The sequence below is a fragment of the Janthinobacterium sp. 64 genome, from assembly GCF_002813325.1.
GTDB lineage: Bacteria > Pseudomonadota > Gammaproteobacteria > Burkholderiales > Burkholderiaceae_D > Janthinobacterium.
Genome location: NZ_PHUG01000001.1, coordinates 4,248,697 through 4,270,682, shown reverse-complemented (window position 1 = coordinate 4,270,682; position 21,986 = coordinate 4,248,697). Strand labels below are relative to the sequence as shown.

At 61.7% G+C, this 21,986-nt stretch carries 22 protein-coding genes and 1 tRNA gene; 5 read left to right on the top strand and 18 right to left on the bottom strand.

The window, feature by feature from the left end:
• Positions 1 to 13 precede the first annotated feature (13 nt).
• Positions 14 to 877 carry an RNase adapter RapZ gene (gene rapZ / locus CLU91_RS18790; RefSeq protein ID WP_071079719.1) on the top strand — a complete coding sequence of 288 codons (864 nt, stop codon included), beginning with the start codon at positions 14 to 16 and terminating at the stop codon, positions 875 to 877.
• Here rapZ and CLU91_RS18785 read toward each other — a convergent pair whose 3' ends face one another.
• The 8 genes from CLU91_RS18785 to CLU91_RS18750 all read right to left on the bottom strand — a co-directional run bounded on the left by CLU91_RS18785 (position 878) and on the right by CLU91_RS18750 (position 7,597).
• On the bottom strand, positions 878 to 1,963 hold the full coding sequence (locus CLU91_RS18785; RefSeq protein WP_100875350.1) for an enoyl-CoA hydratase/isomerase family protein: 1,086 nt from the start codon (positions 1,961 to 1,963) through the stop codon (positions 878 to 880).
• Between the two features lie 135 nt (positions 1,964 to 2,098).
• Entirely contained in the window at positions 2,099 to 2,461 is a 363-nt protein-coding gene (gene hpf / locus CLU91_RS18780) for a ribosome hibernation-promoting factor, HPF/YfiA family (protein WP_035824124.1), read from the bottom strand.
• 69 nt (positions 2,462 to 2,530) lie between these two features.
• Entirely contained in the window at positions 2,531 to 4,009 is a 1,479-nt protein-coding gene (locus CLU91_RS18775) for an RNA polymerase factor sigma-54 (RefSeq protein ID WP_100875349.1), read from the bottom strand.
• Between the two features lie 4 nt (positions 4,010 to 4,013).
• Entirely contained in the window at positions 4,014 to 4,769 is a 756-nt protein-coding gene (gene lptB, locus CLU91_RS18770; RefSeq protein ID WP_099760888.1) for an LPS export ABC transporter ATP-binding protein, read from the bottom strand.
• Positions 4,769 to 5,350, bottom strand: a complete 582-nt coding sequence (gene lptA, locus CLU91_RS18765) for a lipopolysaccharide transport periplasmic protein LptA (RefSeq protein ID WP_100875348.1) — start codon at positions 5,348 to 5,350, stop codon at positions 4,769 to 4,771. Before lptA ends, lptB begins: the two co-directional genes overlap by 1 nt.
• A 25-nt stretch (positions 5,351 to 5,375) precedes the next feature.
• Positions 5,376 to 5,987: an LPS export ABC transporter periplasmic protein LptC gene (gene lptC / locus CLU91_RS18760; protein WP_100875347.1), complete on the bottom strand. Its 612-nt coding sequence runs from the start codon at positions 5,985 to 5,987 to the stop codon at positions 5,376 to 5,378.
• Between the two features lie 42 nt (positions 5,988 to 6,029).
• On the bottom strand, positions 6,030 to 6,563 hold the full coding sequence (locus CLU91_RS18755) for a KdsC family phosphatase (protein WP_100875346.1): 534 nt from the start codon (positions 6,561 to 6,563) through the stop codon (positions 6,030 to 6,032).
• Positions 6,563 to 7,597, bottom strand: a complete 1,035-nt coding sequence (locus CLU91_RS18750) for a KpsF/GutQ family sugar-phosphate isomerase (RefSeq protein WP_442906569.1) — start codon at positions 7,595 to 7,597, stop codon at positions 6,563 to 6,565. Before CLU91_RS18750 ends, CLU91_RS18755 begins: the two co-directional genes overlap by 1 nt.
• An 84-nt stretch (positions 7,598 to 7,681) precedes the next feature.
• On the opposite strand from CLU91_RS18750, the gene CLU91_RS18745 reads away from it, so the two are divergent.
• Positions 7,682 to 9,661 carry a monovalent cation:proton antiporter family protein gene (locus CLU91_RS18745; RefSeq protein ID WP_100875344.1) on the top strand — a complete coding sequence of 660 codons (1,980 nt, stop codon included), beginning with the start codon at positions 7,682 to 7,684 and terminating at the stop codon, positions 9,659 to 9,661.
• Here the strand turns inward: CLU91_RS18745 and CLU91_RS18740 are convergent, their stop codons facing one another.
• The 3 genes from CLU91_RS18740 to CLU91_RS18730 form a co-directional block, all read right to left on the bottom strand.
• Positions 9,662 to 10,822 carry a GGDEF domain-containing protein gene (locus CLU91_RS18740; protein ID WP_100875343.1) on the bottom strand — a complete coding sequence of 387 codons (1,161 nt, stop codon included), beginning with the start codon at positions 10,820 to 10,822 and terminating at the stop codon, positions 9,662 to 9,664.
• A 34-nt stretch (positions 10,823 to 10,856) separates the two neighbouring features.
• Positions 10,857 to 11,708: an MOSC domain-containing protein gene (locus tag CLU91_RS18735; protein ID WP_100875342.1), complete on the bottom strand. Its 852-nt coding sequence runs from the start codon at positions 11,706 to 11,708 to the stop codon at positions 10,857 to 10,859.
• A 128-nt stretch (positions 11,709 to 11,836) separates the two neighbouring features.
• Entirely contained in the window at positions 11,837 to 12,931 is a 1,095-nt protein-coding gene (locus CLU91_RS18730; protein WP_099760896.1) for a type II asparaginase, read from the bottom strand.
• A 133-nt stretch (positions 12,932 to 13,064) separates the two neighbouring features.
• Between CLU91_RS18730 and CLU91_RS18725 the strand changes: the two genes are divergently transcribed.
• From CLU91_RS18725 to CLU91_RS18715, 3 genes are all read left to right on the top strand, one after another.
• A complete protein-coding gene (locus tag CLU91_RS18725; RefSeq protein WP_157814732.1) occupies positions 13,065 to 13,457 on the top strand; it encodes a hypothetical protein in 393 nt (130 codons plus the stop codon).
• Entirely contained in the window at positions 13,454 to 14,281 is an 828-nt protein-coding gene (locus CLU91_RS18720; protein ID WP_100875340.1) for a MipA/OmpV family protein, read from the top strand. The genes CLU91_RS18725 and CLU91_RS18720 overlap by 4 nt, the downstream gene beginning before the upstream one ends.
• Before the next feature lie 352 nt (positions 14,282 to 14,633).
• Positions 14,634 to 16,346 carry a PAS domain-containing hybrid sensor histidine kinase/response regulator gene (locus CLU91_RS18715; RefSeq protein WP_100875339.1) on the top strand — a complete coding sequence of 571 codons (1,713 nt, stop codon included), beginning with the start codon at positions 14,634 to 14,636 and terminating at the stop codon, positions 16,344 to 16,346.
• Between the two features lie 68 nt (positions 16,347 to 16,414).
• On the opposite strand, the gene ychF is transcribed toward CLU91_RS18715, so the two are convergent.
• From ychF to CLU91_RS18680, 7 genes are all read right to left on the bottom strand, one after another.
• Positions 16,415 to 17,506 (bottom strand): redox-regulated ATPase YchF, encoded by a 1,092-nt coding sequence (gene ychF, locus CLU91_RS18710; protein WP_100875338.1) that lies wholly within the window; start codon positions 17,504 to 17,506, stop codon positions 16,415 to 16,417.
• A 215-nt stretch (positions 17,507 to 17,721) separates the two neighbouring features.
• Positions 17,722 to 18,306, bottom strand: coding sequence for an aminoacyl-tRNA hydrolase (gene pth, locus CLU91_RS18705; RefSeq protein WP_100875337.1), 585 nt, complete (start codon positions 18,304 to 18,306; stop codon positions 17,722 to 17,724).
• 115 nt (positions 18,307 to 18,421) lie between these two features.
• Positions 18,422 to 19,030, bottom strand: a complete 609-nt coding sequence (locus tag CLU91_RS18700; RefSeq protein WP_100875336.1) for a 50S ribosomal protein L25/general stress protein Ctc — start codon at positions 19,028 to 19,030, stop codon at positions 18,422 to 18,424.
• Between the two features lie 166 nt (positions 19,031 to 19,196).
• Complete coding sequence (locus tag CLU91_RS18695; protein WP_034753270.1) at positions 19,197 to 20,147, bottom strand: ribose-phosphate pyrophosphokinase; 951 nt, start codon at positions 20,145 to 20,147, stop codon at positions 19,197 to 19,199.
• A gap of 150 nt (positions 20,148 to 20,297) precedes the next feature.
• Positions 20,298 to 20,374, bottom strand: a tRNA-Gln gene (locus CLU91_RS18690).
• Between the two features lie 78 nt (positions 20,375 to 20,452).
• Positions 20,453 to 21,337: a 4-(cytidine 5'-diphospho)-2-C-methyl-D-erythritol kinase gene (gene ispE, locus CLU91_RS18685; RefSeq protein WP_100875335.1), complete on the bottom strand. Its 885-nt coding sequence runs from the start codon at positions 21,335 to 21,337 to the stop codon at positions 20,453 to 20,455.
• Positions 21,334 to 21,984 carry an outer membrane lipoprotein LolB gene (locus tag CLU91_RS18680; RefSeq protein WP_100875334.1) on the bottom strand — a complete coding sequence of 217 codons (651 nt, stop codon included), beginning with the start codon at positions 21,982 to 21,984 and terminating at the stop codon, positions 21,334 to 21,336. The genes ispE and CLU91_RS18680 overlap by 4 nt, the downstream gene beginning before the upstream one ends.
• Positions 21,985 to 21,986: the final 2 nt, after the last annotated feature.

The following is a 21,986-nucleotide window of genomic DNA, read 5'->3' as shown; positions in this document are numbered from 1 at the left end:
GTATGATCGGCGTATGCATATCGTCCTTATCACCGGAATATCCGGCTCCGGTAAATCCGTCGCGCTCAATGTGCTGGAAGATACCGGTTACTATTGTGTCGACAACCTGCCACCGGCCTTGCTGCCCAGCTTGGTGCAAACCTTGCTCGACGAAGGCACACCGCAACTGGCCGTCGCCGTCGATGCGCGCAGCGCCGAGTCGCTGGCCAGCTTGCCGCACAATGTGGCCCTGCTGCGCGACCAAGGGCACGACGTCAAAGTCATGTTCCTCACGGCTACCACGCATTCGCTGGTGGCGCGCTTCTCGGAAACGCGGCGCAGCCATCCGCTGTCGCACGAATTGCGTCCGAACCAGAACCCGGCCAGCCGCCGCACCCTGATCGAATGCATCTCGGAAGAACGCGAGCGCCTGTCGGCCATTGAGCAGCTGGGCCATGTGATCGATACGTCGGAACTGAGCGCCAATAAATTGCGCGCCTGGATCAAGGATATCGTCGCCTCCGAACGCGCGCCGCTGACCTTGTTCTTTGAATCGTTCGCCTTCAAGCTGGGCGTGCCGCTGGACGCCGATTTCGTCTTTGACGTGCGGGCCTTGCCCAATCCCTATTACGACCTGGCGCTGCGCCCGCTCGACGGACGCGATGCGCCCGTGATCGCCTTCCTCGACGCGCAGCCGAGCGCGCTGGAGCTGCTGGCCGACATCCGCGCCTTCATCGAAAAATGGTTGCCGTCATTCAAGTCCGACAACCGCAGCTACCTGACGGTGGCCCTCGGTTGCACGGGGGGCCAGCACCGCTCCGTGTACATGGCGGAACGGCTGGCGCAATACTTCGGCCCCAACGAGCGCGTGGTCCTGCGCCACCGCGAGCGTAGCTAGTTAATTCAAGTGGCGCAGCGGATGCGCTTGAGCCGGCCAGACGGGGGCAAAGAAGCGCGCCACCATGGCTGCATCGACCTCGTCCAGGCTGACGGGGTTCCAGCGCGGTGCATTGTCCTTGTCGACCACCAGCGCGCGCACGCCTTCGAGCACTTCGCCATGCGCGAAGTTATGGCGCACCACCGTACGCTCCAGGCGCAGGCAATCGGCCACGCCCAGGTGAGCCCCCCGCTGCAGCAATTCCAGGGTCACCGACATCATCAGGGGCGAACGCAGGCGCATGGCCGCCAGGGCCTTGCCCGCGAACGCGCTGTCGTCCTGCGCCAGCGAGGCCATGATGGCGGCCACGGAAGGCGCGCCGAAGTGGCGGTCCAGCGCCGCGCGCGCGGTGGCCAAAGAAGAAGCCCCCGCCCCGGCCTGGAACGGTGCCGCCAGCGCCTTGATAGCGACCGGCAAGGCCTCGCCCGGCGTCGAGTCGAACAGGGCCAGCAGCGTCCCCATCTGCGCCTCGGGCAGGTAGACATCGGCCAGCCCCGTGTACAGGGCATCGGCCGCGTTGATCGTCAGGCCCGTCAAGCCCAGGTACAGGCCCAGCTGGCCGGCCAGGCGCGACAGGAAATAACTGCCGCCCACGTCCGGGAACAAGCCAATATTGACTTCCGGCATGGCCATGCGCGTGCGGCCCGTGACGATGCGCAGGCGGTTGCCTGGCCCGGCTTGCGCCACGCCCATGCCGCCGCCCATCACCACGCCATCCATCACGGCGATATACGGTTTCGGATAGAAATGAATCACATGATTTAAGGCGTATTCTTCCGTAAAGAAATCTTCCAGCAAGGCACTGCCGCCTTGCGGCGTGGCCAGGCCCGCATCGTAAAAGAAACGGATGTCGCCACCGGCGCACAGGGCTTTTTCGCTGCTGGAACGGATCACCACGGCGTCCACCTGCGGATCGTCGCGCCAGGCCAGCAACGTCGCGCTCAAGGCGCGCACCATCTCCAGCGACAGGGAATTGAAGGCTTTCGGACGGTCGAGCACGATGTGCCCGGTGCGGTTGCGGATGGAGGTCTGGACGAAGTCGCTCATGGCAGGCAGGAAAGAAGTGAAAGTGCAAACATTCTAGCCCTTGCGCGGGGAAGATTGCGTTCGACAGGTACGGGCGCAAAAAAGGGCGCAAGATGTGCGCCCTTAGTTGATCACAACTGCTGGAAGCGGGTGGCCTTAAACGGCGACGACGGCGTCTTCCTCGGAGTTGTCTGGCAGATGCTTGATCGCCTCTTTACCGTGCCCTTGCACTTTGGTTTTGTATTTCATCACTTGCCTATCGAGCTTGTCGATCAGGGTATCGATCGCGGCGTACAGGTCGTGCGCCAGGCTTTCCACATAGACAGTCTTGCCACTCAGACGCAGGTTGACTTCAGCCTTTTGACGTTTTTCTTTCTCTTTGAGGTTATCCACGGTCAGAATCACGGCGATATCGATGACTTGATCGAAATGACGTTTCACGCGCTCCAGCTTCGTTTGTACGTATTCACGGATGGCTGGTGTCACTTCGAGATGATGTCCGCTGATGGTGAGATTCATACACACTCCTAAAGATGATCGGGTTCGTGCGGTCCATCCTGTCCGGCCCGCAGAGGAACCGAAAAAAACTTACAAACACTTACGCAGGCTCACTGGCGGAATTTTCAACGCTTCCCGGTATTTGGCAACAGTACGTCGCGCAATCACCATGCCTTGTTCCCCCAGCATGTCCGCAATCTTACTGTCGGATAAAGGATTTTTAGGGTCTTCTGCTCCTGTCAGTTGCACGATCAATGCCCGTATCGCCGTCGATGACGCTTCGCCCCCCGCTTCGGTGGCGACGTGGCTACCAAAGAAATATTTCAACTCGAACATGCCGTGCGGGGTCAGCATGTACTTTTGAGTTGTTACCCGCGAGATAGTACTCTCGTGTAAACCTAGTGTATCAGCTATTTCACGGAGCACAAGGGGGCGCATGGCAACGGCCCCATGCGAGAAAAAGTTCTTTTGTCTTTCTACTATCGCCTGTGCCACGCGCAGGATGGTGTCGAAGCGCTGGCGCATATTCTTGATCAGCCACTTGGCTTCCTGCAACTGCGCACCCATGGCGCCCTCGCCCTTGCCCTGCTTGAGCAAGTTGGCGTACATGGCGTTGACGCGCAGGCGCGGCATGACGTCATTGTTCAGGGTGACTTGCCAGCCATTGCGCGCGCGCTTGACGACGACATCGGGTACCACGTAATCGGACACATCCGAGGCGAACACGGCGCCCGGATGCGGATTGCACTGGCGAATCACCGTCTGCGCTTCGCGCAAGTCTTCCTCGTCGCAATCGAGGGCTTTTTTCAGCTTGTTGAAATCGCGCTGGGCAAACCAGGCCAGGTGCTTTTCCACGATGACGAGGGCCATGCGCCGCGTCACCATGGCGACGTGCGGCAAACGCTTGATCTGCAGCGCCAGGCATTCGGACGCATTGCGCGCGCCCACGCCGGGCGGATCGAAACTTTGCAGCAGCGACAAGGCCGTGCGCAGTTCGTCGGCGTCGATTTCCAGCTCTTCCGGCAGGCGCGCCAGGATGTCGTCGAGCGACTCTTCCAGGTAGCCATTGTCGTCGAGCGCGTCGATGATCAGCTCGACCAGCGCGCGGTCGCGCAATTCGAGCACCGTCACGCGCATCTGCTCCATCAGGTGCTCGCGCAGGGTGCAGTGATGGGCCTCCAGTTGCGGACGCGAATCCTCATCGTCGGGCGCCTTGCCGCGGCTCGCCTCGCTCCAGTCGCTGTCGCCGCCGTCCGCGGCGGCCGGGCCCTCGCCCGCCTCGCCGTCAAAGGCTTCCGCTTCGGCCGGCGCCGCAGGCGCCTCCTGGCCTGGCGGCTGGGGCGGCGCTTCGGCCGGCGCGGCCGTGGAACTGAGGGCCCCGTCGGACAGCAGGCGCAGCGAATGGTCGAGCGGATCGTCCAGGCGTTCGAGCAAGGGATTGTCCGTCAGCAGTTGCTCTAGTTCCTGGTGCAATTCCAGGGTAGACAATTGCAACAGGCGTATCGATTGCTGCAACTGCGGCGTCAGTGCCAGGTGCTGCGAAGTGCGCAGCTGCAATGATTGTTTCATTGGCTCACATACGGAAGTGTTCGCCCAGATAGACCCGGCGTACCGACTCGTTCGCGATGATGTCGTCGGGGCGTCCCGACGCCAGCACCGAGCCCTGGTTGATGATGTAGGCACGGTCGCAGATACCCAGCGTCTCGCGCACATTATGGTCGGTGATGAGCACACCGATATTGCGCTCCTTCAAGAAGCGCACGATACGCTGGATCTCGATCACGGCGATGGGGTCGACGCCGGCGAACGGCTCGTCGAGCAGCACGAAACGGGGGTCGGTGGCCAGCGCGCGGGCGATTTCCACGCGGCGGCGCTCGCCACCCGACAAGGACAGCGCCTGGTTCTCTCGCAACTTTTCAATTTGCAAGTCGGCCAGCAATTTATCCAGGCGCTCTTCGATCTCGGCCTTCTTCAAAGGACGGCCTTCAACGGTCTGGATTTCCAGCACGGCGCGGATATTGTCTTCCACCGTCAGCTTGCGGAAGACGGACGCTTCCTGCGGCAGATACGACAGGCCCATCTGCGCGCGGCGGTGGATCGGCAGGCGGGAAATGTCCACGCCGCTGATATCGATGCTGCCGCCGTCCGACGGCACCAGGCCGACGATCATGTAGAACGAGGTGGTTTTGCCGGCGCCGTTCGGGCCCAGCAGCCCCACCACTTCGCCGCATTCGACTTGCAGTGAGACATCATGCACGACTTGCCGCTTGCCATAGGTTTTTTGCAGCCCGCGAACGATCAGGGTGCTGCCGCAACGAGTATTGTCCATTATTTCTTTCCTGGCGCGGGCGTGGCCGGCGCTTTCTCCGCCGCCGGTGCCTTGGGCTTCGGCTGGATCACCATGCGCACGCTGCCGCCATCGGGCGTGCTGGTGCCGCTGTCGGAATTTTCCATTGTGAATACTTCCTTACGGCTGTCATACGAGATGAAGGCGCCGTTGGCCACATCGGTCACTTTCGTGCCTTCCAGGCGCGTCAGCTTGGCCTTGGAAAACAGTTTCACCACTTCCGTCTTGTTGTTGTATTCCACGCGCTCCGCTTCGCCTTCCACCCACAGGTCGCCCGCGCCATCGCGCTTCTGGCGGAAGGTGGCCAGCTTGCCGGGATCGGCCCAGAAGGTGATGAACTGGTAGCCTTGCGGGTCTTCCGTGATCAAGGCCCGGCCCGCCTTCATGGTCAGCGTGCCTTTCACCAGCACGACGTCGCCCGTCAGGGTACGCACTTGCTTGACGTCATCGACGTGGCCGCTGCGTGCCGTGATGACGGCTTCCTTCTCGGAATCGGCCTTCTCGGCATGCGCACCTCCCATGATGGCCAGGGACAATACGGTCAACAGCAAGATCTTCTTCATAGTATGGTTTCCTTGTTTCATTCTGTCATTTTGCCGCCGCGGCAGGGCGCGGTTTCGGCGGGAGGACCATGCGCAGCGCATTCTGCACTTCCACCACGCCAGTGGCGTTATTGGCCTTCATGCCGACGCCATTGAGGCGCGAGGCGCCCGTCAGGATATCGACAGGCACGTCCGTTTCCATTCTTTCCTCATCCGGGAATACCGTCAGCGCTTCCGTCCTGACCGTCAGGTTCTGCGCCTTTGGACTGGCCACGCGGTCGATCACGACATTGCGATGCAGTTGCAGCCGGGTATTGTCCTGGTCGATATGCGCCAGTTCCGCATTCATGTTCATCGGCGGCATGCCTGGCGTGAGCTTGCGCACGAAAGGCTGGTCGATATCGGAGGAATCGTCGGCCGGATAATGCGTGAGCTTGGTGCCCGATACGATATAGCTGGGTTTACCCGTCAAGTCCATGCGCACCAGGCTGAAATTGGTGATGAAATAGTCTGGCTCATCCAGATGCTTGCTGGCCGTGATGTCCTGGGCATTCTTGTTCATCACTTCGAGCAGCCAAAAGCTGGCCAGCGCGACAACAACCGCGCCCAGCACGGTAAAAATCGTGCGCCAGCGATGGGCGCCTCCTGGCTTACGCATAGGGTTTCACTCTTTCCAATCTCACTGGCGGCAAGGTGCGCCTCACTCCAGGAACGGCGCCATGACGCGCGCATAGTTGTCCTGCGCGCGCAGCAGGAATTCGCAGATCTCGCGCACCGCGCCGCGGCCGCCGCCGGCCTGCGTCACATGGTGCGCCAGGTCCTGCACTTCCGGACGCCCGCCCGGCACGCTGACGGCAAAGCCCACGCGGCGCAGGATGGGGGCGTCGATGACATCGTCGCCGATGTAGCCGCATTGCTCTTGCGTCAAGCCCGTCAGCGCCAGCAGTTCGCGAAACGGCGTCAGCTTGTCGTGACCGCCCTGGTGCACATGGGTAATGCCAAGATCTTGCGCGCGGCGCGCCGTGATGGCCGAGCGGCGCGCGCTGATGATGGCCGTCTGCACGCCCGATTCCTGCAGCAGCTTGATACCCAGGCCATCATACACATTAAACGTTTTCATCATCTCGCCATCGGGGCCGAAATGCAGGCTGCCGTCGGTGAGCACGCCGTCGACGTCAAAGATCATCAGTCTGACCTTGGCCGCGCGCGCCAGGTTGTCCGCTACGCTGTCCATCAGATCACCTTCGCTTGCGTCAGATCATGGATATGCAGCGCGCCCACCAGCTTGCCGTCGGCATCGACGACCAGCATCTGGTTGATGCGGAACTGCTCCATCACGGCCACGGCATCGACGGCCAGGCGTTCGGGCGCGATGCTGCGCGGCTGCGCATGCATGACGTCGCGGATCGCCACTTGCGTGAAATCCTGCACGCGCTCGAACATGCGGCGCAGGTCGCCATCGGTAAACACGCCCACGGGGCGGTTGTCCGCATCGACGACGGCCGTCATGCCCATGCCCTTCTTCGTCATTTCTTCCAGCGCCTGCAGCAAGGAAGCGTCCACGGGCACCTTGGGTACCCGTTCGCCGCTGCGCATGACGTCATGCACGTGCGTGAGCAGGCGCCGGCCCAGGGCGCCGCCCGGATGCGAGCGCGCGAAATCTTCTTCCTTGAAGCCGCGCAAATCGAGCAAGGCCACGGCGAGCGCGTCGCCCAGGGCCAGGGTGACGGTGGTGCTGGCCGTCGGCGCCAGATTCAGCGGACAGGCTTCTTTCTCAACAGAAACATCCAGGTGCACGTCGGCCAGCTGCGCCAGGCTCGAATTCGGTTTGCCCGTCATGGAAATCAGTACGCCGCCCATGCGCTTGACGACGGGCATGATGGCCATCAGTTCCGACGATTCGCCCGAATACGATATGGCAATAAAAGCATCGTCCGAGGTGACCATGCCCAGGTCGCCATGGGCCGCTTCGGCCGGATGCACGAACAGGGCCGGCGTGCCGGTGGAAGCGAGGGTGGCGGCAATCTTGCGCGCGATATGGCCGGATTTGCCGATGCCGGAGACGACGACTCTTCCTTTGCATTGCAGCAACAGCGCCACGGCGCGGCCCACGCTGTCGTCCGTGGCCAGGCGCGCGTGCAGCGCGACGATGGCGTCGGACTCGATCTGCAAGGTGGTGCGGGCCAGCGCGACGGCGCGCTCGGTGGTCGCTTGCATGTCAATTCGATCAAAAGCTTTCAGCATTGTTTTTTCATGGGTTACACTCATGCCCAAAGTATAAACGAATTAGGAAAGCAAAAAACTTGCCAGTCACAACAAACAACGATTTCCATTGACCGTACCGGGCAACCCATGTTTTCCTCGCTTGAACTGACTCTGATGTTACTCGGCAGCGCCGTGCTGGGCGTGGTCGCTTTCAGAATGTTGCATTTGCCGCCCATGCTGGGCTACCTGGCCGTTGGCATCGTCATCGGCCCCCATGCGCTGGGCCTGGCAGCGGAAAACGAGGCCAGCCACACCCTGGCCGAATTCGGCGTCGTCTTCCTGATGTTTTCCATCGGGCTCGAATTTTCTCTGCCCAAGTTCCTCGCCATGCGGCGCATCGTCTTCGGCCTTGGCATGGCCCAGGTGGTCACCACCATCATCGCTACCGTCGTCTTCGGCTGGTTCGTCGGGCGCTACCTGTCCGCCTACATCCACCTGAGCTGGCAAGCCGCGTTCGCCCTGGGCGGCGCGCTGGCCATGTCGTCGACGGCCATCGTCTCGAAAATGCTCACGGAACGGCTGGAACTCGAAAGCGAACACGGCCGCAAGATCATCGGCATCTTGCTGTTCCAGGACCTGGCCGTCGTGCCCCTGCTGATCCTGATTCCTGCTCTCACGCGCGATTCGGACAACCTGGCCGAAACCCTGGCCTGGGCCGGCGGCAAGGCCCTCGTCGTACTGATCTTGCTGCTGTTCATCGGCCAGAAACTGGTGCGCGGCTGGCTGACCATCGTCGCCAAGCGCCGCTCGCAAGAACTGTTCATGCTCAACCTGCTGCTGATCACCCTCGGTGCGGCGTGGATCACGGAGCGGGCCGGGCTGTCGCTGGCCCTGGGGGCGTTTGTTGCCGGCATGCTCATTTCCGAGACGGAATTCAAGCATCAGGTGGAAGAGGATATCAAGCCCTTCCGCGACGTGCTGCTGGGCCTGTTCTTCATCACCGTCGGCATGCTGCTCAATATCCGCGTGGTGCTCGATAACTGGTGGCTCGTCTTGCTGCTGCTGTGCGGCCCCGTGCTGCTGAAATTTGCCCTCATCGCAGGGCTGGCCCGGCTGTTCGGCGCATCGACGGGCGTGTCATTGCGCACGGGCCTGGCGCTGGCGCAGGCGGGCGAGTTCGGCTTCGTGCTGCTGAACCTGGCTGGCGGCATCAAGCTGATGGACCCGTTCGTCGTGCAGGTGGTGCTGGCGTCGATGGTGCTGTCGATGCTGGTGGCGCCCTTCCTCATCGCCAAGTCCGACGCCATCGTCATGAAACTGGCGGCCAACGACTGGATGATGCAATCGCTGGCGCTCACCAAGATCGCCACGCGCACCATGGCCTCGCAGAAACACGTGCTGATCGCCGGCTTCGGGCGCAGCGGGCAAAGCCTGGCCACCCTGCTGGCGGAAGAAAAAATCGAATACCACGCGCTGGACCTGGACCCGGAACGGGTGCAGGAAGCGCAGCTGGCCGGCGCCCACGTCTCGTATGGCGACGCGGGCCGGCGCGAAAGCCTGGTGGCGGCTGGCATCTACCGGGCCAGCGCCGTGGTGATCACCTACGCCAACACGCCCTCGGCACTGAAGTTATTGCATTTACTCAACGAAATGGCGCCAACCTTGCCCGTCATCGTGCGCAGCCACGACGACAGCGACCTCGATCAGTTGAAGAAGGCGGGCGCGGCCGAAGTGGTGCCGGAATTGATGGAAGGCAGCCTGATGCTCGCTTCGCACGCCTTGATCATGATGGGCGTGCCCCTGCGCCGCGTGGTGCACCGGGTGCAGGCGGCGCGCGAGGAACGCTATGCCTCTCTGCGCGGCTATTTCCACGGTTCCAGCGACGCGGGCGACGATGCCGAGCTGGAGCGCCTGCATACGGTCACCGTCAGCGAGGGCGCGCACTGCGTGGGCTTGCCCCTGAGCACGATCGACGTGGCCGGCTGCGGCGCTGCCGTGACGACCATTCGCCGCGGCCGCGGCCGCCTCGATATCACGCCCGAGACGCAGCTGGCCAGCGGTGACGTGGTGGTGCTGCGCGGCACGGCCGACGCCGTGGCCAAAGCGGAAACTTTACTATTAAAGTAATTAACCTGGCTGCGCCTGCCAGCTGACGACCTTGTTGCGCCCATCGGCCTTGGCCTGGTACAGGGCCTGGTCGGCGTGCGCCACCAGTTGCTGCGCCACCGTTTCGATCGGCAGCAGCGCCACGTCCGCTTCCAGGCTGGCCACGCCGATCGACACGCTGACCCACGCCTGCGCGCTGCCCGGCAAGTCAAACATGGTGCCGGCGATGCTGGCGCGGATGCGTTCGGCCACGAAGGTCGCGCTGTCGAGGTCGGCATCGATCAGCAGCACGACGAATTCCTCGCCGCCGAAGCGGCCCAGCGCATCGGAGCGGCGCAATTCCGTGCGGATGCGCGTGGCCACTTCTCGCAATACTTCATCGCCGCCCTGGTGACCATGCTTGTCATTGAACAGCTTGAAATGGTCAATGTCGATATACATACACGAAATGCAATAATTCTGGCGCCGCGCGCGGGCGATTTCTTCCAGCAGGCGGCGGTCGATATAGCGGCGGTTATAGACGCCCGTCAGGGAATCGGTCAAGCCGATGTATTTCAGCATTTCATTGCTGATCACGTTTTCCAGGCAAATGGCGATGATGGAGGCCATGTGCTTGATGAAATCCGTGCCCAGCGAAGGCGTGAAGCGCGTCTCGTCGCCGCTGGCCAGGTTCAGGCTGCCAATCAGCCGCTTGTTGCGCAGCAAGGGCACCAGCGCCACGCTGCGCAGGGGCACGTTTATCTGCGGAAAACGCGGGCCATGCACGGCGGCGTCGAAGGTGCCCAGCAGGGGCCGCGGCGGCAAGGCCGCTTCCCCTTCGGCCACGGGTTTTGGTGCAGCAAAACCCAGCTCCGCCACGGCATGCACGAACAGCAACTGCGGGAAAGCGCTGAAATCGACGCCCAGCTTTTCCATCACCAGCACGATATCGTCATCCTCGTCGAGCAGGCTCAGGGTGACGCCGTCGAGGTCGGAAATCACGGGCAAGGTGCGGAAAATGGTGCCGATCAGTTCGGGAAAGGTGGACGCACCGACGATTTCCAGGTCAAACGCCTGGTGGCGGCACATGATGTCGTGGTTGCGCTCGACCTGTTCCAGCAGGAAATCCATGCGCGCGCGCAAGGCTTGGTTTTCGGCTTCGAGGCTGGCAATGCGCGGGTCCGGCGGTATTGCTTGATTCATAGAAACCTTAAACCCATGTGTGCGGCCGCCATGCTTAAAATGCCAGTTCGAAACCGATGTCCTGCCCCACCACGATGCGCTCATCGCCGCCTTCGGTGACGATGGCGTTCATGCCGAAGCAGATGGCGCCATCGAGTTCGGGCTTGGCACGATAGCCATGCATGACGTCGAGCGGGTCCGGTCCCGGCACGCCCGTGGCCTGGTCCACCGACGGGATCGGGCAGCGCGAGCACGGCTTGACGGGTGTTAACACGGTGGCGCCAAATTGCAGGAAGTCGGCGTAGTCTTCCTCGAAGGCACCGATATCGCCGATGACGAGGTTGGGACGGAAACGGTTCATCGGCAGCGCCTCGCGGCCGGCGGCGCGCAGCTTGTCATTCACGTCGTCGAGCGAAGCGGCGCCGGCGATCAGCACCGGGTAACCATCGGCAAACATGGTCGCGGCGGCAATGCCATTGGTCCATTTGGTGCTGGTGGCGCGCACCACGTCCGGGTGAAAGCGCGCCAGGCGGCACGGCACGCCGATGGCGTTGGAAAACCAGGTGGCCGTGACGTCGTCGCAATCGTAGGCGCGCACGCTATCGTCCCACACCTGCACGTCCAGCATGGGCGCCAGTTGCGGATGTGGCAAGCCCAGCTCGATTTCCAGGCACAGCATGCCCGGCGCGCGCAATTCCAGGGTGGTGGCCTTGATGGAGGGCACGATCAGCGCCATGCGCGGATGTTCGCGCTGGGTCAGGAAACGGCCCTGCGCATCGACCACCATCCACTCGCGGTCGAACACGTGCTCGCTCATCAGCCCCGAGCGCGTCAGGACAGCTTCGCGCAAATGGATGCCGGCGCACGATTTGATCGGATACAGGATGATGTCGGACAGGATAGCCATGGACAGGGGAGAAGGAACAGTGTTGCTGCTTCTGCCAGGAAGTTAGTCAGAAGCGCAGTATGGCAGCAAAGCGGGCAAGCGTAAATCAGCCAGGCCCAGCCGCAGTGGCTGGGCCGGCGTGACGGCGATCAATAGGTATAGAAAATACGCTGGATTTCTTGCGTACTGTTGGTCTTGGTCAGGGCCAGCATCAGCAAGATGCGGGCTTTTTGCGGGTTCAGGGTGTCGGACACGACACTGTCGAGTTCATCGTCATTGGCTTCGCCATTGCGCGCCACGATGCCCTGGCCGACACGGCTCGAACGCACGATCAGCACGCCCTTCTGGCGCGCCTCCACCAGGGCCGGCTTCATTTGCGCGGCCACGCTGCCATCGCCCACGCCCGCGTGGATGATGCCCTTGGCGCCAGCGGCGATGAAAGCGTCCATGCCGACGCGGTTCATGTTGGCGTAGCCATACACGATGTCCACTTGCGGCAGGGCATCGAGCTTGCTGATGTCAAATTCCGATTCCAAGGTGTGCTTGCGCGTCGACTGGCGGTAGAAAAAGGCCTTGCTGCCCTGGATGTAGCCGAGCATGCCCAGTTCCGGCGACTTGAAGGTATCGGTCGTCGATGTGTTGGTTTTGGTCACTTCGCGCGCGGCGTTGATCTGGTCATTCAAGGCCACCAGCACGCCCTTGCCCACGGCTTCCTTGCTGCCCGCCAGCATCACGGCGTTGTACAGGTTGATGGGGCCGTCGGCCGAAATGGCCGTCGACGGACGCATAGCGCCCACCACGACCACGGGTTTGTGGCTCTTCACGGTGAGGTTCAGGAAATACGCCGTCTCTTCAATGGTATCGGTGCCGTGCGTGACGACCACGCCATCGACGTCGTTCGAGGCCAGCAGCACGTTGATGCGCTTGGCCAGAGCCAGCCAGTGGCTATTGCCCATGCTTTCACTGGCGATCTGGAATACTTGCTCGCCTTTCACATTGGCCACTTTCTTCAGTTCCGGCACGGCCGCGATCAGGCGCTCGACGCCCACGGTGGCCGAGGTGTAGCCGACGGTGGTCGTGCTGTCGGCACCGCTGCCGGCGATGGTGCCACCCGTGGCCAGGATCACCACGTTCGGCAATTTGACGGCCGCTTGCTGCGCGCGCGCGGGGGACGCGGCGACAAAACCCATCAGCAAGGTGGCCAGCATCAGTTGTGCACAAGAATGGAATTTACGTGAAAACATGGTGCTCCCGTGAAGTGTACTGTCAAAAATAACAAAGTCGTGTGCAAATTATATGTCATCAGTGCCGCACAAATCCCCCAATTCATGCGTCCCGCGCAAACGTGCGCGCCTTCGCATGCGCTACAGTGGCGCCATGTCCACACTGCGGCCCCTCCTGTCTTGCCTCGTCCTGCCGCTCGTCCTGATGGCGCTGGGCGCCTGCTCCACGCAAATCGAACTGCGCACGGCAGCGCAGCAGGAGCAGTTCGCGCGCGAATCGGCCAGCCGGGGCGACTGGGCGCAAGCCATGCGCAACTACGCGGACGCGGCCGACAATGCCGAACTCGGTCACGGAGATGCAGCCTGGCAAGCCCGCTTGCATCACGAGGCGGGACGCGCCGCCAGCGCCGCCTGCCGCGACGATGCGGCCCAATTCCATTTCCGCCGCGCCATCGCGCTGGCAAAGCAGGCCAGCACATCGAGCGCGCTCAGCGAGAAGGCGCTGGAATCGCTACAGGCCGGCAAACCTTGCGGAGTTCCCCGATGAATATCGCGCCTGTCTTGCTGGCCTTCATCACCCTCCTGGCCGCCATGGCGCCGGCGCGCGCCGCCGAGCCAGCGTTACCCTTATGGGAAGCGGGCGTGTTTGGCGGCACGGCCGTCACGCCCGCCTATCCGGGTGCCAGCGAACGCTCGACGCGCAGCCTGGCCCTGCCCTACCTGATTTATCGCGGGAAAGTATTGCGCGCAGACCGCTCCGGCGTGGGTGCGCGCCTGCTCGATACGCAGCGATTCGATGTCGATATCGGTTTTGCCCTGTCCTTGCCGGCCCGCTCCAGCGACGTGCCGGCCCGGCGCGGCATGCCGGACCTGGGCACCCTGGTGGAATTTGGCCCGCGCCTGAAAATCAAGCTGGCCGAACCGACACAACACAGCCGCCTGGGCCTGGAACTGCCTTTGCGCGCCGTCATCGAAACGCGCGGCGGCCTGCGCCGCCAGGGCGCCACGTTCGAGCCGCGCCTGCTCTACCGTCTGAACGATGACGGCCAGGCATGGCACGTCGATGCCAGCATCGGCGCCGTACTGGGCAATGCCGCCATCAACGATTACTTTTATGGCGTCAGCCCCGCGTTTGCCACCGCTCAGCGTCCAGCGTATGTGGCAAAAAGCGGGCTGATGCTCACGCGTCTGGGCCTCGGCGGCTCGTACCGGCTGCAGCGCGACTGGCGCGCCTTTGCCTTTTTGCGCTACGACAACTACGCAGGCGCCGCCAACCGTTCCAGCCCCTTGCTGCGCCAGAACAGCGGCACCTCGGCCGGCATCGGCCTGATGTGGACGTGGCGCCGCTCGGACCGCATAGCCGTCGAATGATGATCGTGCCCGATAGTGCGGGAACACGGCGCTGGCCAGTCTGGTTTCTGGAGGGATAGACACGATGCCGTCGGATTGCCTGAAGGCGCGCTGGAGTTGATCGTCGCATTGACCAGCACGTCAAGGCCGGCGTTTGCGGCGTGATCGACGTCAGCCGGCTGCCCGGCTGACGTCGTCTTGTCCGCGTGACGCACGCGGCGATGGGAAGGAAATTTGCTAAAATATCCTTTGTCATGTGGTTTAGCAACACAGACAGCAGCGTCTTTCACAAAACCACAGCGCCTGTCGCTCAACAATATGCAGCCAGCCCTATCCGACCGGAAGCGGCCGTTGCGAACCAAGGGCAGTAAGCATGAACGACATTCACCGTGCCGGTACCGCCGCACGCGCAGCCCAGCCTGCGCTCCTGAAAGCGGGAGTGCTGCAGGAAGCCATCTTCAGCAGCCCCTATTTTTCCTGCATCGCCACCGATGCACAGGGTGTGATCCAATTATTCAATGTCGGTGCCGAGCGCATGCTGGGCTATCAGGCAGACGAGGTGATCAACCAGATCACGCCAGCCGGCATATCCGATCCGGCCGAGGTCATCTGCCGCGCCGCCGCCCTCTCGCAAGAACTCGGTACGCTGATCGCTCCCGGTTTTGAGGCGCTGGTCTACAAGGCGTCGCGCGGGATCGAAGACAGTTATGAGCTGACGTATGTGCGCAAGGATGGCAGCCGCTTCCCGGCGATCGTCTCGGTGACGGCGCTGCGCGATGCGGACGACGCCATTCTCGGCTATCTGCTGATCGGCACCGACAATACCGTGCGCAAGCATGCGGAACAGGAGCGCGAGCTGCTCAATCGCGTGATGAGCGACAATAGCATCGAACTGGAAAACGCGCGTGCGCAAGCGGACAAGGCCAACCGCGCCAAGTCGGAATTTTTGTCGAGCATGAGTCATGAGTTGCGCACGCCGCTCAACGCGGTACTGGGCTTTGCCCAGCTGATGGCGTCGGACACGCCGCCGCCCAGCGCCTCGCAGCAACGCTCGCTGGAGCAGATCCTCAATGGCGGCTGGTATCTGCTACGCCTGATCAATGAAATTCTCGACCTGTCGATGATCGAATCGGGGCGGGTCGCCATGTCGCGCGAGGCGATGGCGCTCACCGAAGTCTTGCGCGATTGCCGCGCGATGATCACGCCGCAGGCGCAAAAGCGCCACATCACGCTGACCTTCCCTACACTCGACCAGCCGTTCTACGTACATGCCGACTTGACGCGCGTCAAACAAGTGGTCATCAACCTGCTGTCGAATGCGATCAAATACAACCGCACGGGCGGCAGCGTGCAAGTGGAATGCAAACAGCGTGGCGACAAAGTGCGCCTGAGCGTGCGCGACACCGGCAACGGCCTCAGGGCCGAACAATTGCAACAATTATTCCAGCCGTTTAACCGACTGGGACAGGAAGCCGGCACCGAGGAAGGCACCGGCATCGGCCTTGTGGTCACCAAGCAGTTGGTCGAACTGATGGGCGGCACGCTGGGGGTGGAGAGCGAGGTCGGGGTCGGCACGCTGTTCTGGATCGAATTGGCAGCCTCATCTGCTCCTGAACTGCAACTCGGCGAGCATGCCGGGAATATGGGCCGGGAGCCATCGGCTGATGCGCCGCACGATGCGCCGCGCCGCAAGGTGCTGTACGTGGAGGACAATCCGGCCAACCTGTTCCTGGTCGAGCAATTGATCGCCCGCCGCAGCGACCTGGGCATGCTCAGCGCCGTCGATGGCCACCTCGGCATCGCGCTGGCGCGCCAGCACCAGCCCGATCTGATCCTGATGGACATCAACCTGCCCGGCATCAGCGGCACCGAGGTGCTGGGCTTGCTGCGCGTCGATCCGCTGACGGCGCACATCCCCGTCATCGCCTTGTCGGCCAACGCCCTGCCGCGTGACGTGCGCAAAGGCCTCGACGCCGGCTTCCTGCGCTATCTGACCAAGCCCATCAACGTACCCGAGTTCATGGAGGCGCTCGACACGGCCCTCAGCTTGACGGCAGCGTCGGCAAAGGGCGCCACAACGCCATAGCGTGCTGTACGCGCGCCAGAAACAAAAAAACCTCGCATGCTGCGAGGTTTTTTTTATCTGCCAGACGCCTAGACGTTGAACAGGAAGTTCAGCACGTCGCCATCCTTGACCACGTATTCCTTGCCTTCGGCGCGCATCTTGCCCGCTTCCTTGGCGCCCGCTTCGCCCTTGTAGGTGATGAAGTCGTCATAGGCGATGGTTTGTGCGCGGATGAAGCCGCGTTCGAAGTCGGTGTGGATCACGCCAGCCGCTTGCGGTGCCGTGTCGCCCACATGGATGGTCCAGGCGCGCACTTCCTTCACGCCTGCCGTGAAGTAGGTTTGCAGGCCCAGCAGCTTGTAGGCGCTGCGGATCAGGCGGTCCAGGCCGGGCTCTTCCATGCCCATGTCGGCCAGGAAAGCGCCCTTGTCGGCGTCGTCCAGGTCGGCGATTTCCGCTTCCAGCGCCGCGCAGATGGCGACGATGGGGGCGTTTTGCGATTGTGCGTAGGCCGTCAACTGGTCCAGCAGCGGGTTATTCGTGAAGCCCGAATCGGACACGTTGGCCACGAACATGGCCGGCTTGGCCGTGATCAGGCACAAGGGCTTGATCAGTTCCATTTCGTCGGCGTCCAGGCCCATCGCGCGCACGGGCTTGGCATCGTTCAGGTAAGGCATCATGCGTTCCATGATGGCCACCAGCTTGGCCGCGTCCTTGTCGCCCGAGCGGGCTTTCTTGTTTTCGCGATGAATCGCTTTTTCCACGGTGCCCATGTCGGCCAGCGCCAGTTCGGTCTGGATGACTTCGATATCGTCAAGCGGGCTGATCTTGCCGGCCACGTGGATGACGTTGTCATCTTCAAAACAGCGCACGACGTTGACGATAGCGTCCGTTTCGCGGATGTGCGACAGGAACTGGTTGCCCAGGCCCTCGCCCTTCGATGCGCCAGCCACCAGGCCGGCGATGTCGACGAATTCCACGATGGCGTTCACCGTGCGTTCCGGCTTGACGATGGCGGCCAGCGCATCCATGCGTGGATCCGGCACTTCAACGACGCCGACGTTCGGCTCGATGGTGCAGAACGGATAGTTTTCAGCCGGGATGCCGGCTTTCGTCAGTGCATTGAACAGGGTGGACTTGCCGACGTTCGGCAAGCCGACGATACCGCATTGGAGACTCATGGAAAACCTTTAATAATCAAAGCACATGGCGCCGTCTATCGGCGTGCTTGCCGTGCTGTTAGGGAAAACGGGGCGATGCATCGCCCTTTTCCGGGGATAGTGCGTGTGCTGCATTTCAAGGGGTCAATTGTACCCGTGTCGCGCGCGCTTCAAAAGCCCGATGATGGGCAAATGACGCCAAAATAGCCGTATCGTGACGCCATCAGGCCCTGTTCTCAGGCCGTATGCAGCTTCATCGTGGCCGCCTCGAACTTGCCTTCGACGATCTGCGGCATCACCTGCAAGGATTTCTCGATGGCTTGCTCGATCAGTTCCTGGTCTTCACGGCGCGGCCGGTGCAGCACGAAGTCGGCCACCTGCTGCTGCAGGCTCAGGGTGCGCGGGTGACCGATGCCCAGGCGCAAGCGCCAGTAATCCTGCGTGCCCAGCGCGGCCGTGATGTCTTTCAAGCCATTGTGGCCGCCGGCCGAGCCACCTTTCTTCAGGCGCGCAATGCCGGGCATCAGATCGAGCTCGTCGTGCACCACCAGCACTTCATCGGCGGCGATCTTGAAAAAACGCGCCAGTGCGCCCACGGACTGGCCCGAGCGGTTCATGAAGGTCAGCGGTTCGAGCAGCCAGACTTCGTTACCGCCGATGGAGGTCTTGGCCAGCATGGCGTTGTAGCGCGAATCGCGCTGCAAGCGCGTGCCGGACAAGCTGTTGGCAAGATTGTCCACCAGCCAGAAACCGGCATTGTGGCGGGTTTGTTCGTATTCGGGTCCCGGGTTGCCGAGGCCGACGATCAGGCGTATGGGCATGGCTGTGTCTGCAATGTAAAAGAAAACATTATCGGTGAAAACAGGCAGAAAAAAACCCGCGCGGCGAACCTGGCGGGTTTTTCCTTGCGACTACCGCATTGCTGCGGCGGCAAAATTACTTCTTGTCAGCAACAACTTCAGCAGCAGCGGCTTCAGCAGCAACGTGGCCAGCCGGTACCGAAGCGGTAGCGATGGTCAGGTTGGCGCCGTGGGTGACAGCGGTCACGCCAGCTGGCAGGACCAGGTCGCCGACGTGCAGCGAGTGACCGACGTCGATGTTCGACAGGTCAACGTTGATGAATTCTGGCAGTTGGCCTGGCAGGCAAGCTACTTCGATTTCGTTGGCAACGTGGCTGATGGTCGCGCCGTGCAGCTTGACTGCTGGCGAAACGTCAGCGTTCGTGAAGTGCAGAGCAACTTTCACGTGGATAGCTTGCTTAGCGTCAACGCGCTGGAAGTCAGCGTGCAGGACCAGTTGTTTGTATGCGTGGACTTGGAAGTCGCGCAACAGAACTTGCTGGGAAACGCCGTCGATTTCCAGTTCCAGGATCGACGAGTGGAACACTTCTTTTTTCAACGCGTGGTACAGGGCGTTGTGATCCAGCGAGATCAGCACAGGGGCTTCAGCGCCACCGTAGACGATACCAGGGGTTTGGCCGGAAATGCGCAGGCGGCGGCTCGCTCCGGAACCTTGCAATTCGCGTTTAAATGCGATAACTTTCATGTGAAACTCCAAGAAGAACAAGGCTTGCGCCTTGTGTTATGAAGATTCCCGCGACCAGGAATCTTCGGAAATGGGCGCATACGCGCCCCGAAAACTAAAACACTGCGGCGCAACAGGCTAAAAGCCGGTCGCGCCGCAGGCATTACGTCTGTTTCTATTTACCGAATTAGTCGATAAAGAGGGAAATAACCGAATCACCCTTGATGATGCGCTTGAACGTCTCGGCCAGCAGCGGCGCGCACGTCAATTGACGGATCTTGCCGCAGGCCAGGGCCGCTTCGGACAGGGGGATCGTGTCGGTCACGACCAGCTCATCGAGTGGCGAAGCCGAAATACGGTCGATCGCCGGGCCGGACAGCACCGCGTGCGTGCAATACGCCACGACCTTTTTCGCGCCGCGCTCTTTGAGCACTTCGGCAGCCTTGGTCAGGGTGCCTGCCGTGTCGACCATGTCATCCATGATCACGCAGTTGCGGCCTTCGACTTCACCGATGATGTTCATCACTTCGGACACGTTCGCTTTTGGACGACGCTTGTCGATGATGGCCAGGTCGCAGCCCAGGCGTTTTGCCAGGGCGCGCGCACGTACCACACCGCCGACGTCCGGCGACACCACCAGCAGATCCTGGTAGTTTTTCTTTTGCAGGTCACCGAGCAAAATTGGCGAAGCGTAGATATTGTCGACTGGGATATCGAAGAAACCTTGAATCTGGTCAGCGTGCAAGTCCATGATCAGGACGCGCTCGACACCGGCTTCTTCCAGCATGTTCGCCACCACCTTGGCCGAAATCGCCACACGCGCGGAGCGGGGACGACGGTCTTGGCGGGCGTAGCCGAAGTAAGGAATCGCGGCGGTGATGCGGCCAGCGGAAGCACGTTTCAAGGCATCAACCATCAGCATGATTTCCATCAGGCTGTCGTTGGTTGGAGCACAGGTGGATTGCAAAACAAAAACATCCTTGCCGCGCACGTTTTCGTTAATCTCGACCATTACTTCGCCGTCGGAGAATTTCGAAACGTTTGCTTTACCGAGAGGGATGCCGAGGTTTTTTGCGACCCCCTCTGCCAACGCTGGATTCGCGTTGCCGGTAAAAACCATCAGGTTTTCGTAAGCCATGGGAGTCCCAAGAGGTGATATAGAAGTCTTGAAAAGCACTAACCGGGCATAGGCCCGGTCAGTCATTGTTTAGAATATGCCGCGTGGCGACATATCTGCTTTTTCCCGCACTGGACGCTAACTTCGCATCGACAGACTACGGTGAAATGGTGGCAGGGGAAGAAGGATTCGAACCTTCGCATGCTGGAATCAAAATCCAGTGCCTTAACCAGCTTGGCGATTCCCCTACGTTACTGACTGCTTGCCGTCATGTTGGCCAGTATTATACCGACTATTTGACGCTAAGCAAAATCTTTTTTTGCTCTCTACAACATGGTGAGCATCGGGTGGCGTTTCAGCGCTTTTGCCTTCCAGGCGATCCAGACTGGTGGCACATTGCTGAGCACCGCATCCGCTTCTTCCTGACTGCCAAACGCACTAAACACACAAGCTCCGGAACCAGTCATCCTGGCTTCACCGTAAGCACCGAGCCATTCTACCGCATCTGCTACCGGCTTGAAAAGACTGCATGCTACTTGCTGTAAATCATTCTTACCAAACCCGCCCGCATCGTTTCCTTCTGCGAGGTACCTGGAAAAGTCCGCTATTGTGACGGGTTCGGTATTTCTCGTCAAGCCTTCCGCGCAAAAAATTGCAGCGGTCGGTACTTGCACGCCCGGCTCGATCACCACATACCAGCATTCTGGCGTGGCGACGGGCTGCAGGGCTTCGCCCACGCCTTCGGCAAAGGCATTCTCGCCAAAGATGAAAAACGGGATGTCGGCGCCCAGCGGCAAGCCCAGCGCCATCAATTCCTCGCGCGTCAAGCCCGCTTGCCACAGACGGTTCAAGGCCATCAGGGCCGTGGCCGCGTCGGACGAACCGCCACCGAGCCCGCCGCCCATGGGCAGCACCTTGTCGATGGCGATATCGACGCCGCGGGGCAAGGCGCCCGTGCGGCGCAGCACTTCGGCCTGCAGCAATGTCGCGGCGCGGATGATCAGGTCCTGCTCCTGCGGCACGCCGGCCAGTTCCGTCACGCGGACAATCGCCGTGTCGTCGCGCAGCGCAAAGTGCAAGGTGTCGCCATGGTCGAGCAATTGGAACACCGTCTGCAGCAGGTGGTAGCCATCGGCGCGGCGGCCGTTGACGTGTAGAAATAAGTTCAGCTTGGCCGGGGCCGGGCAATTGTTCAGGGTCGTCAGTGTCATGGTGCAGGTGCGGAAGTGGCGGGATCGAGCACGATGCGCAGCGAGACGGCATCGGCCTGCGCGCTGGCATTGCGTTCGGCATCGATACGCCGCGGTTGCGGCAAGGCGCCCGGTGTATTGTCGGCCGCATTTTGCCCTACTTCTTGCCACGACACATAGCGCAAGCGCCAGCCGTCTTTGGTCGTCACGCTGTCGTTCGCCGGCGAAGCGGCGAAGCGCTTGCCATCGGCGCCCACGGCATAGCCTTGCAGCCAGTCGCGCAAGCCCGACACGGGCAAGGACCAGCCCAGCATCTGCGCGCTCAGGGTATCGACATCGGGCGCGCTGCGCGGCGCCTTGCCGCTTTGCGTCAAGACGGCCTGCTGCGGCGTGACGGCAATCGTCGCCAAGGTACTGCCGACGGGCGAATACAGGGTCACGTCCGTGCGCTGCGCCGTCTGCTGCCAGTTGAAATTGACGGTCGCCGATTCGGGCTTGTCATCCTTCTGGTAGACGACGTTCAGGCGCCCCGTCAGCTCCACCTGCTCGCGGTAGGGCGCGACGGTGTTGGCGGATGGCGCGGCGCCGGACGAGAATGGGGAGGTCAGGGTCGAGCAGGCCGAGAGGGACAGGCAAAGGGAGGTGAGAGCAAAGAGGTTTTTTGGCATGG

Bases quoted from the DNA above. Each gene is read 5' to 3' on its own strand.
- rapZ (WP_071079719.1), top strand. From the start codon at position 14: ATGCATATCGTCCTTATCACCGGAATATCCGGCTCCGGTAAATCCGTC.
- CLU91_RS18785 (WP_100875350.1), bottom strand. From the start codon at position 1,963: ATGAGCGACTTCGTCCAGACCTCCATCCGCAACCGCACCGGGCACATC.
- hpf (WP_035824124.1), bottom strand. From the start codon at position 2,461: ATGAATCTCACCATCAGCGGACATCATCTCGAAGTGACACCAGCCATC.
- CLU91_RS18775 (WP_100875349.1), bottom strand. From the start codon at position 4,009: ATGAAACAATCATTGCAGCTGCGCACTTCGCAGCACCTGGCACTGACG.
- lptB (WP_099760888.1), bottom strand. From the start codon at position 4,769: ATGGACAATACTCGTTGCGGCAGCACCCTGATCGTTCGCGGGCTGCAA.
- lptA (WP_100875348.1), bottom strand. From the start codon at position 5,350: ATGAAGAAGATCTTGCTGTTGACCGTATTGTCCCTGGCCATCATGGGA.
- lptC (WP_100875347.1), bottom strand. From the start codon at position 5,987: ATGCGTAAGCCAGGAGGCGCCCATCGCTGGCGCACGATTTTTACCGTG.
- CLU91_RS18755 (WP_100875346.1), bottom strand. From the start codon at position 6,563: ATGGACAGCGTAGCGGACAACCTGGCGCGCGCGGCCAAGGTCAGACTG.
- CLU91_RS18750 (WP_442906569.1), bottom strand. From the start codon at position 7,597: ATGAGTGTAACCCATGAAAAAACAATGCTGAAAGCTTTTGATCGAATT.
- CLU91_RS18745 (WP_100875344.1), top strand. From the start codon at position 7,682: ATGTTTTCCTCGCTTGAACTGACTCTGATGTTACTCGGCAGCGCCGTG.
- CLU91_RS18740 (WP_100875343.1), bottom strand. From the start codon at position 10,822: ATGAATCAAGCAATACCGCCGGACCCGCGCATTGCCAGCCTCGAAGCC.
- CLU91_RS18735 (WP_100875342.1), bottom strand. From the start codon at position 11,708: ATGGCTATCCTGTCCGACATCATCCTGTATCCGATCAAATCGTGCGCC.
- CLU91_RS18730 (WP_099760896.1), bottom strand. From the start codon at position 12,931: ATGTTTTCACGTAAATTCCATTCTTGTGCACAACTGATGCTGGCCACC.
- CLU91_RS18725 (WP_157814732.1), top strand. From the start codon at position 13,065: ATGTCCACACTGCGGCCCCTCCTGTCTTGCCTCGTCCTGCCGCTCGTC.
- CLU91_RS18720 (WP_100875340.1), top strand. From the start codon at position 13,454: ATGAATATCGCGCCTGTCTTGCTGGCCTTCATCACCCTCCTGGCCGCC.
- CLU91_RS18715 (WP_100875339.1), top strand. From the start codon at position 14,634: ATGAACGACATTCACCGTGCCGGTACCGCCGCACGCGCAGCCCAGCCT.
- ychF (WP_100875338.1), bottom strand. From the start codon at position 17,506: ATGAGTCTCCAATGCGGTATCGTCGGCTTGCCGAACGTCGGCAAGTCC.
- pth (WP_100875337.1), bottom strand. From the start codon at position 18,306: ATGCCCATACGCCTGATCGTCGGCCTCGGCAACCCGGGACCCGAATAC.
- CLU91_RS18700 (WP_100875336.1), bottom strand. From the start codon at position 19,030: ATGAAAGTTATCGCATTTAAACGCGAATTGCAAGGTTCCGGAGCGAGC.
- CLU91_RS18695 (WP_034753270.1), bottom strand. From the start codon at position 20,147: ATGGCTTACGAAAACCTGATGGTTTTTACCGGCAACGCGAATCCAGCG.
- ispE (WP_100875335.1), bottom strand. From the start codon at position 21,337: ATGACACTGACGACCCTGAACAATTGCCCGGCCCCGGCCAAGCTGAAC.
- CLU91_RS18680 (WP_100875334.1), bottom strand. From the start codon at position 21,984: ATGCCAAAAAACCTCTTTGCTCTCACCTCCCTTTGCCTGTCCCTCTCG.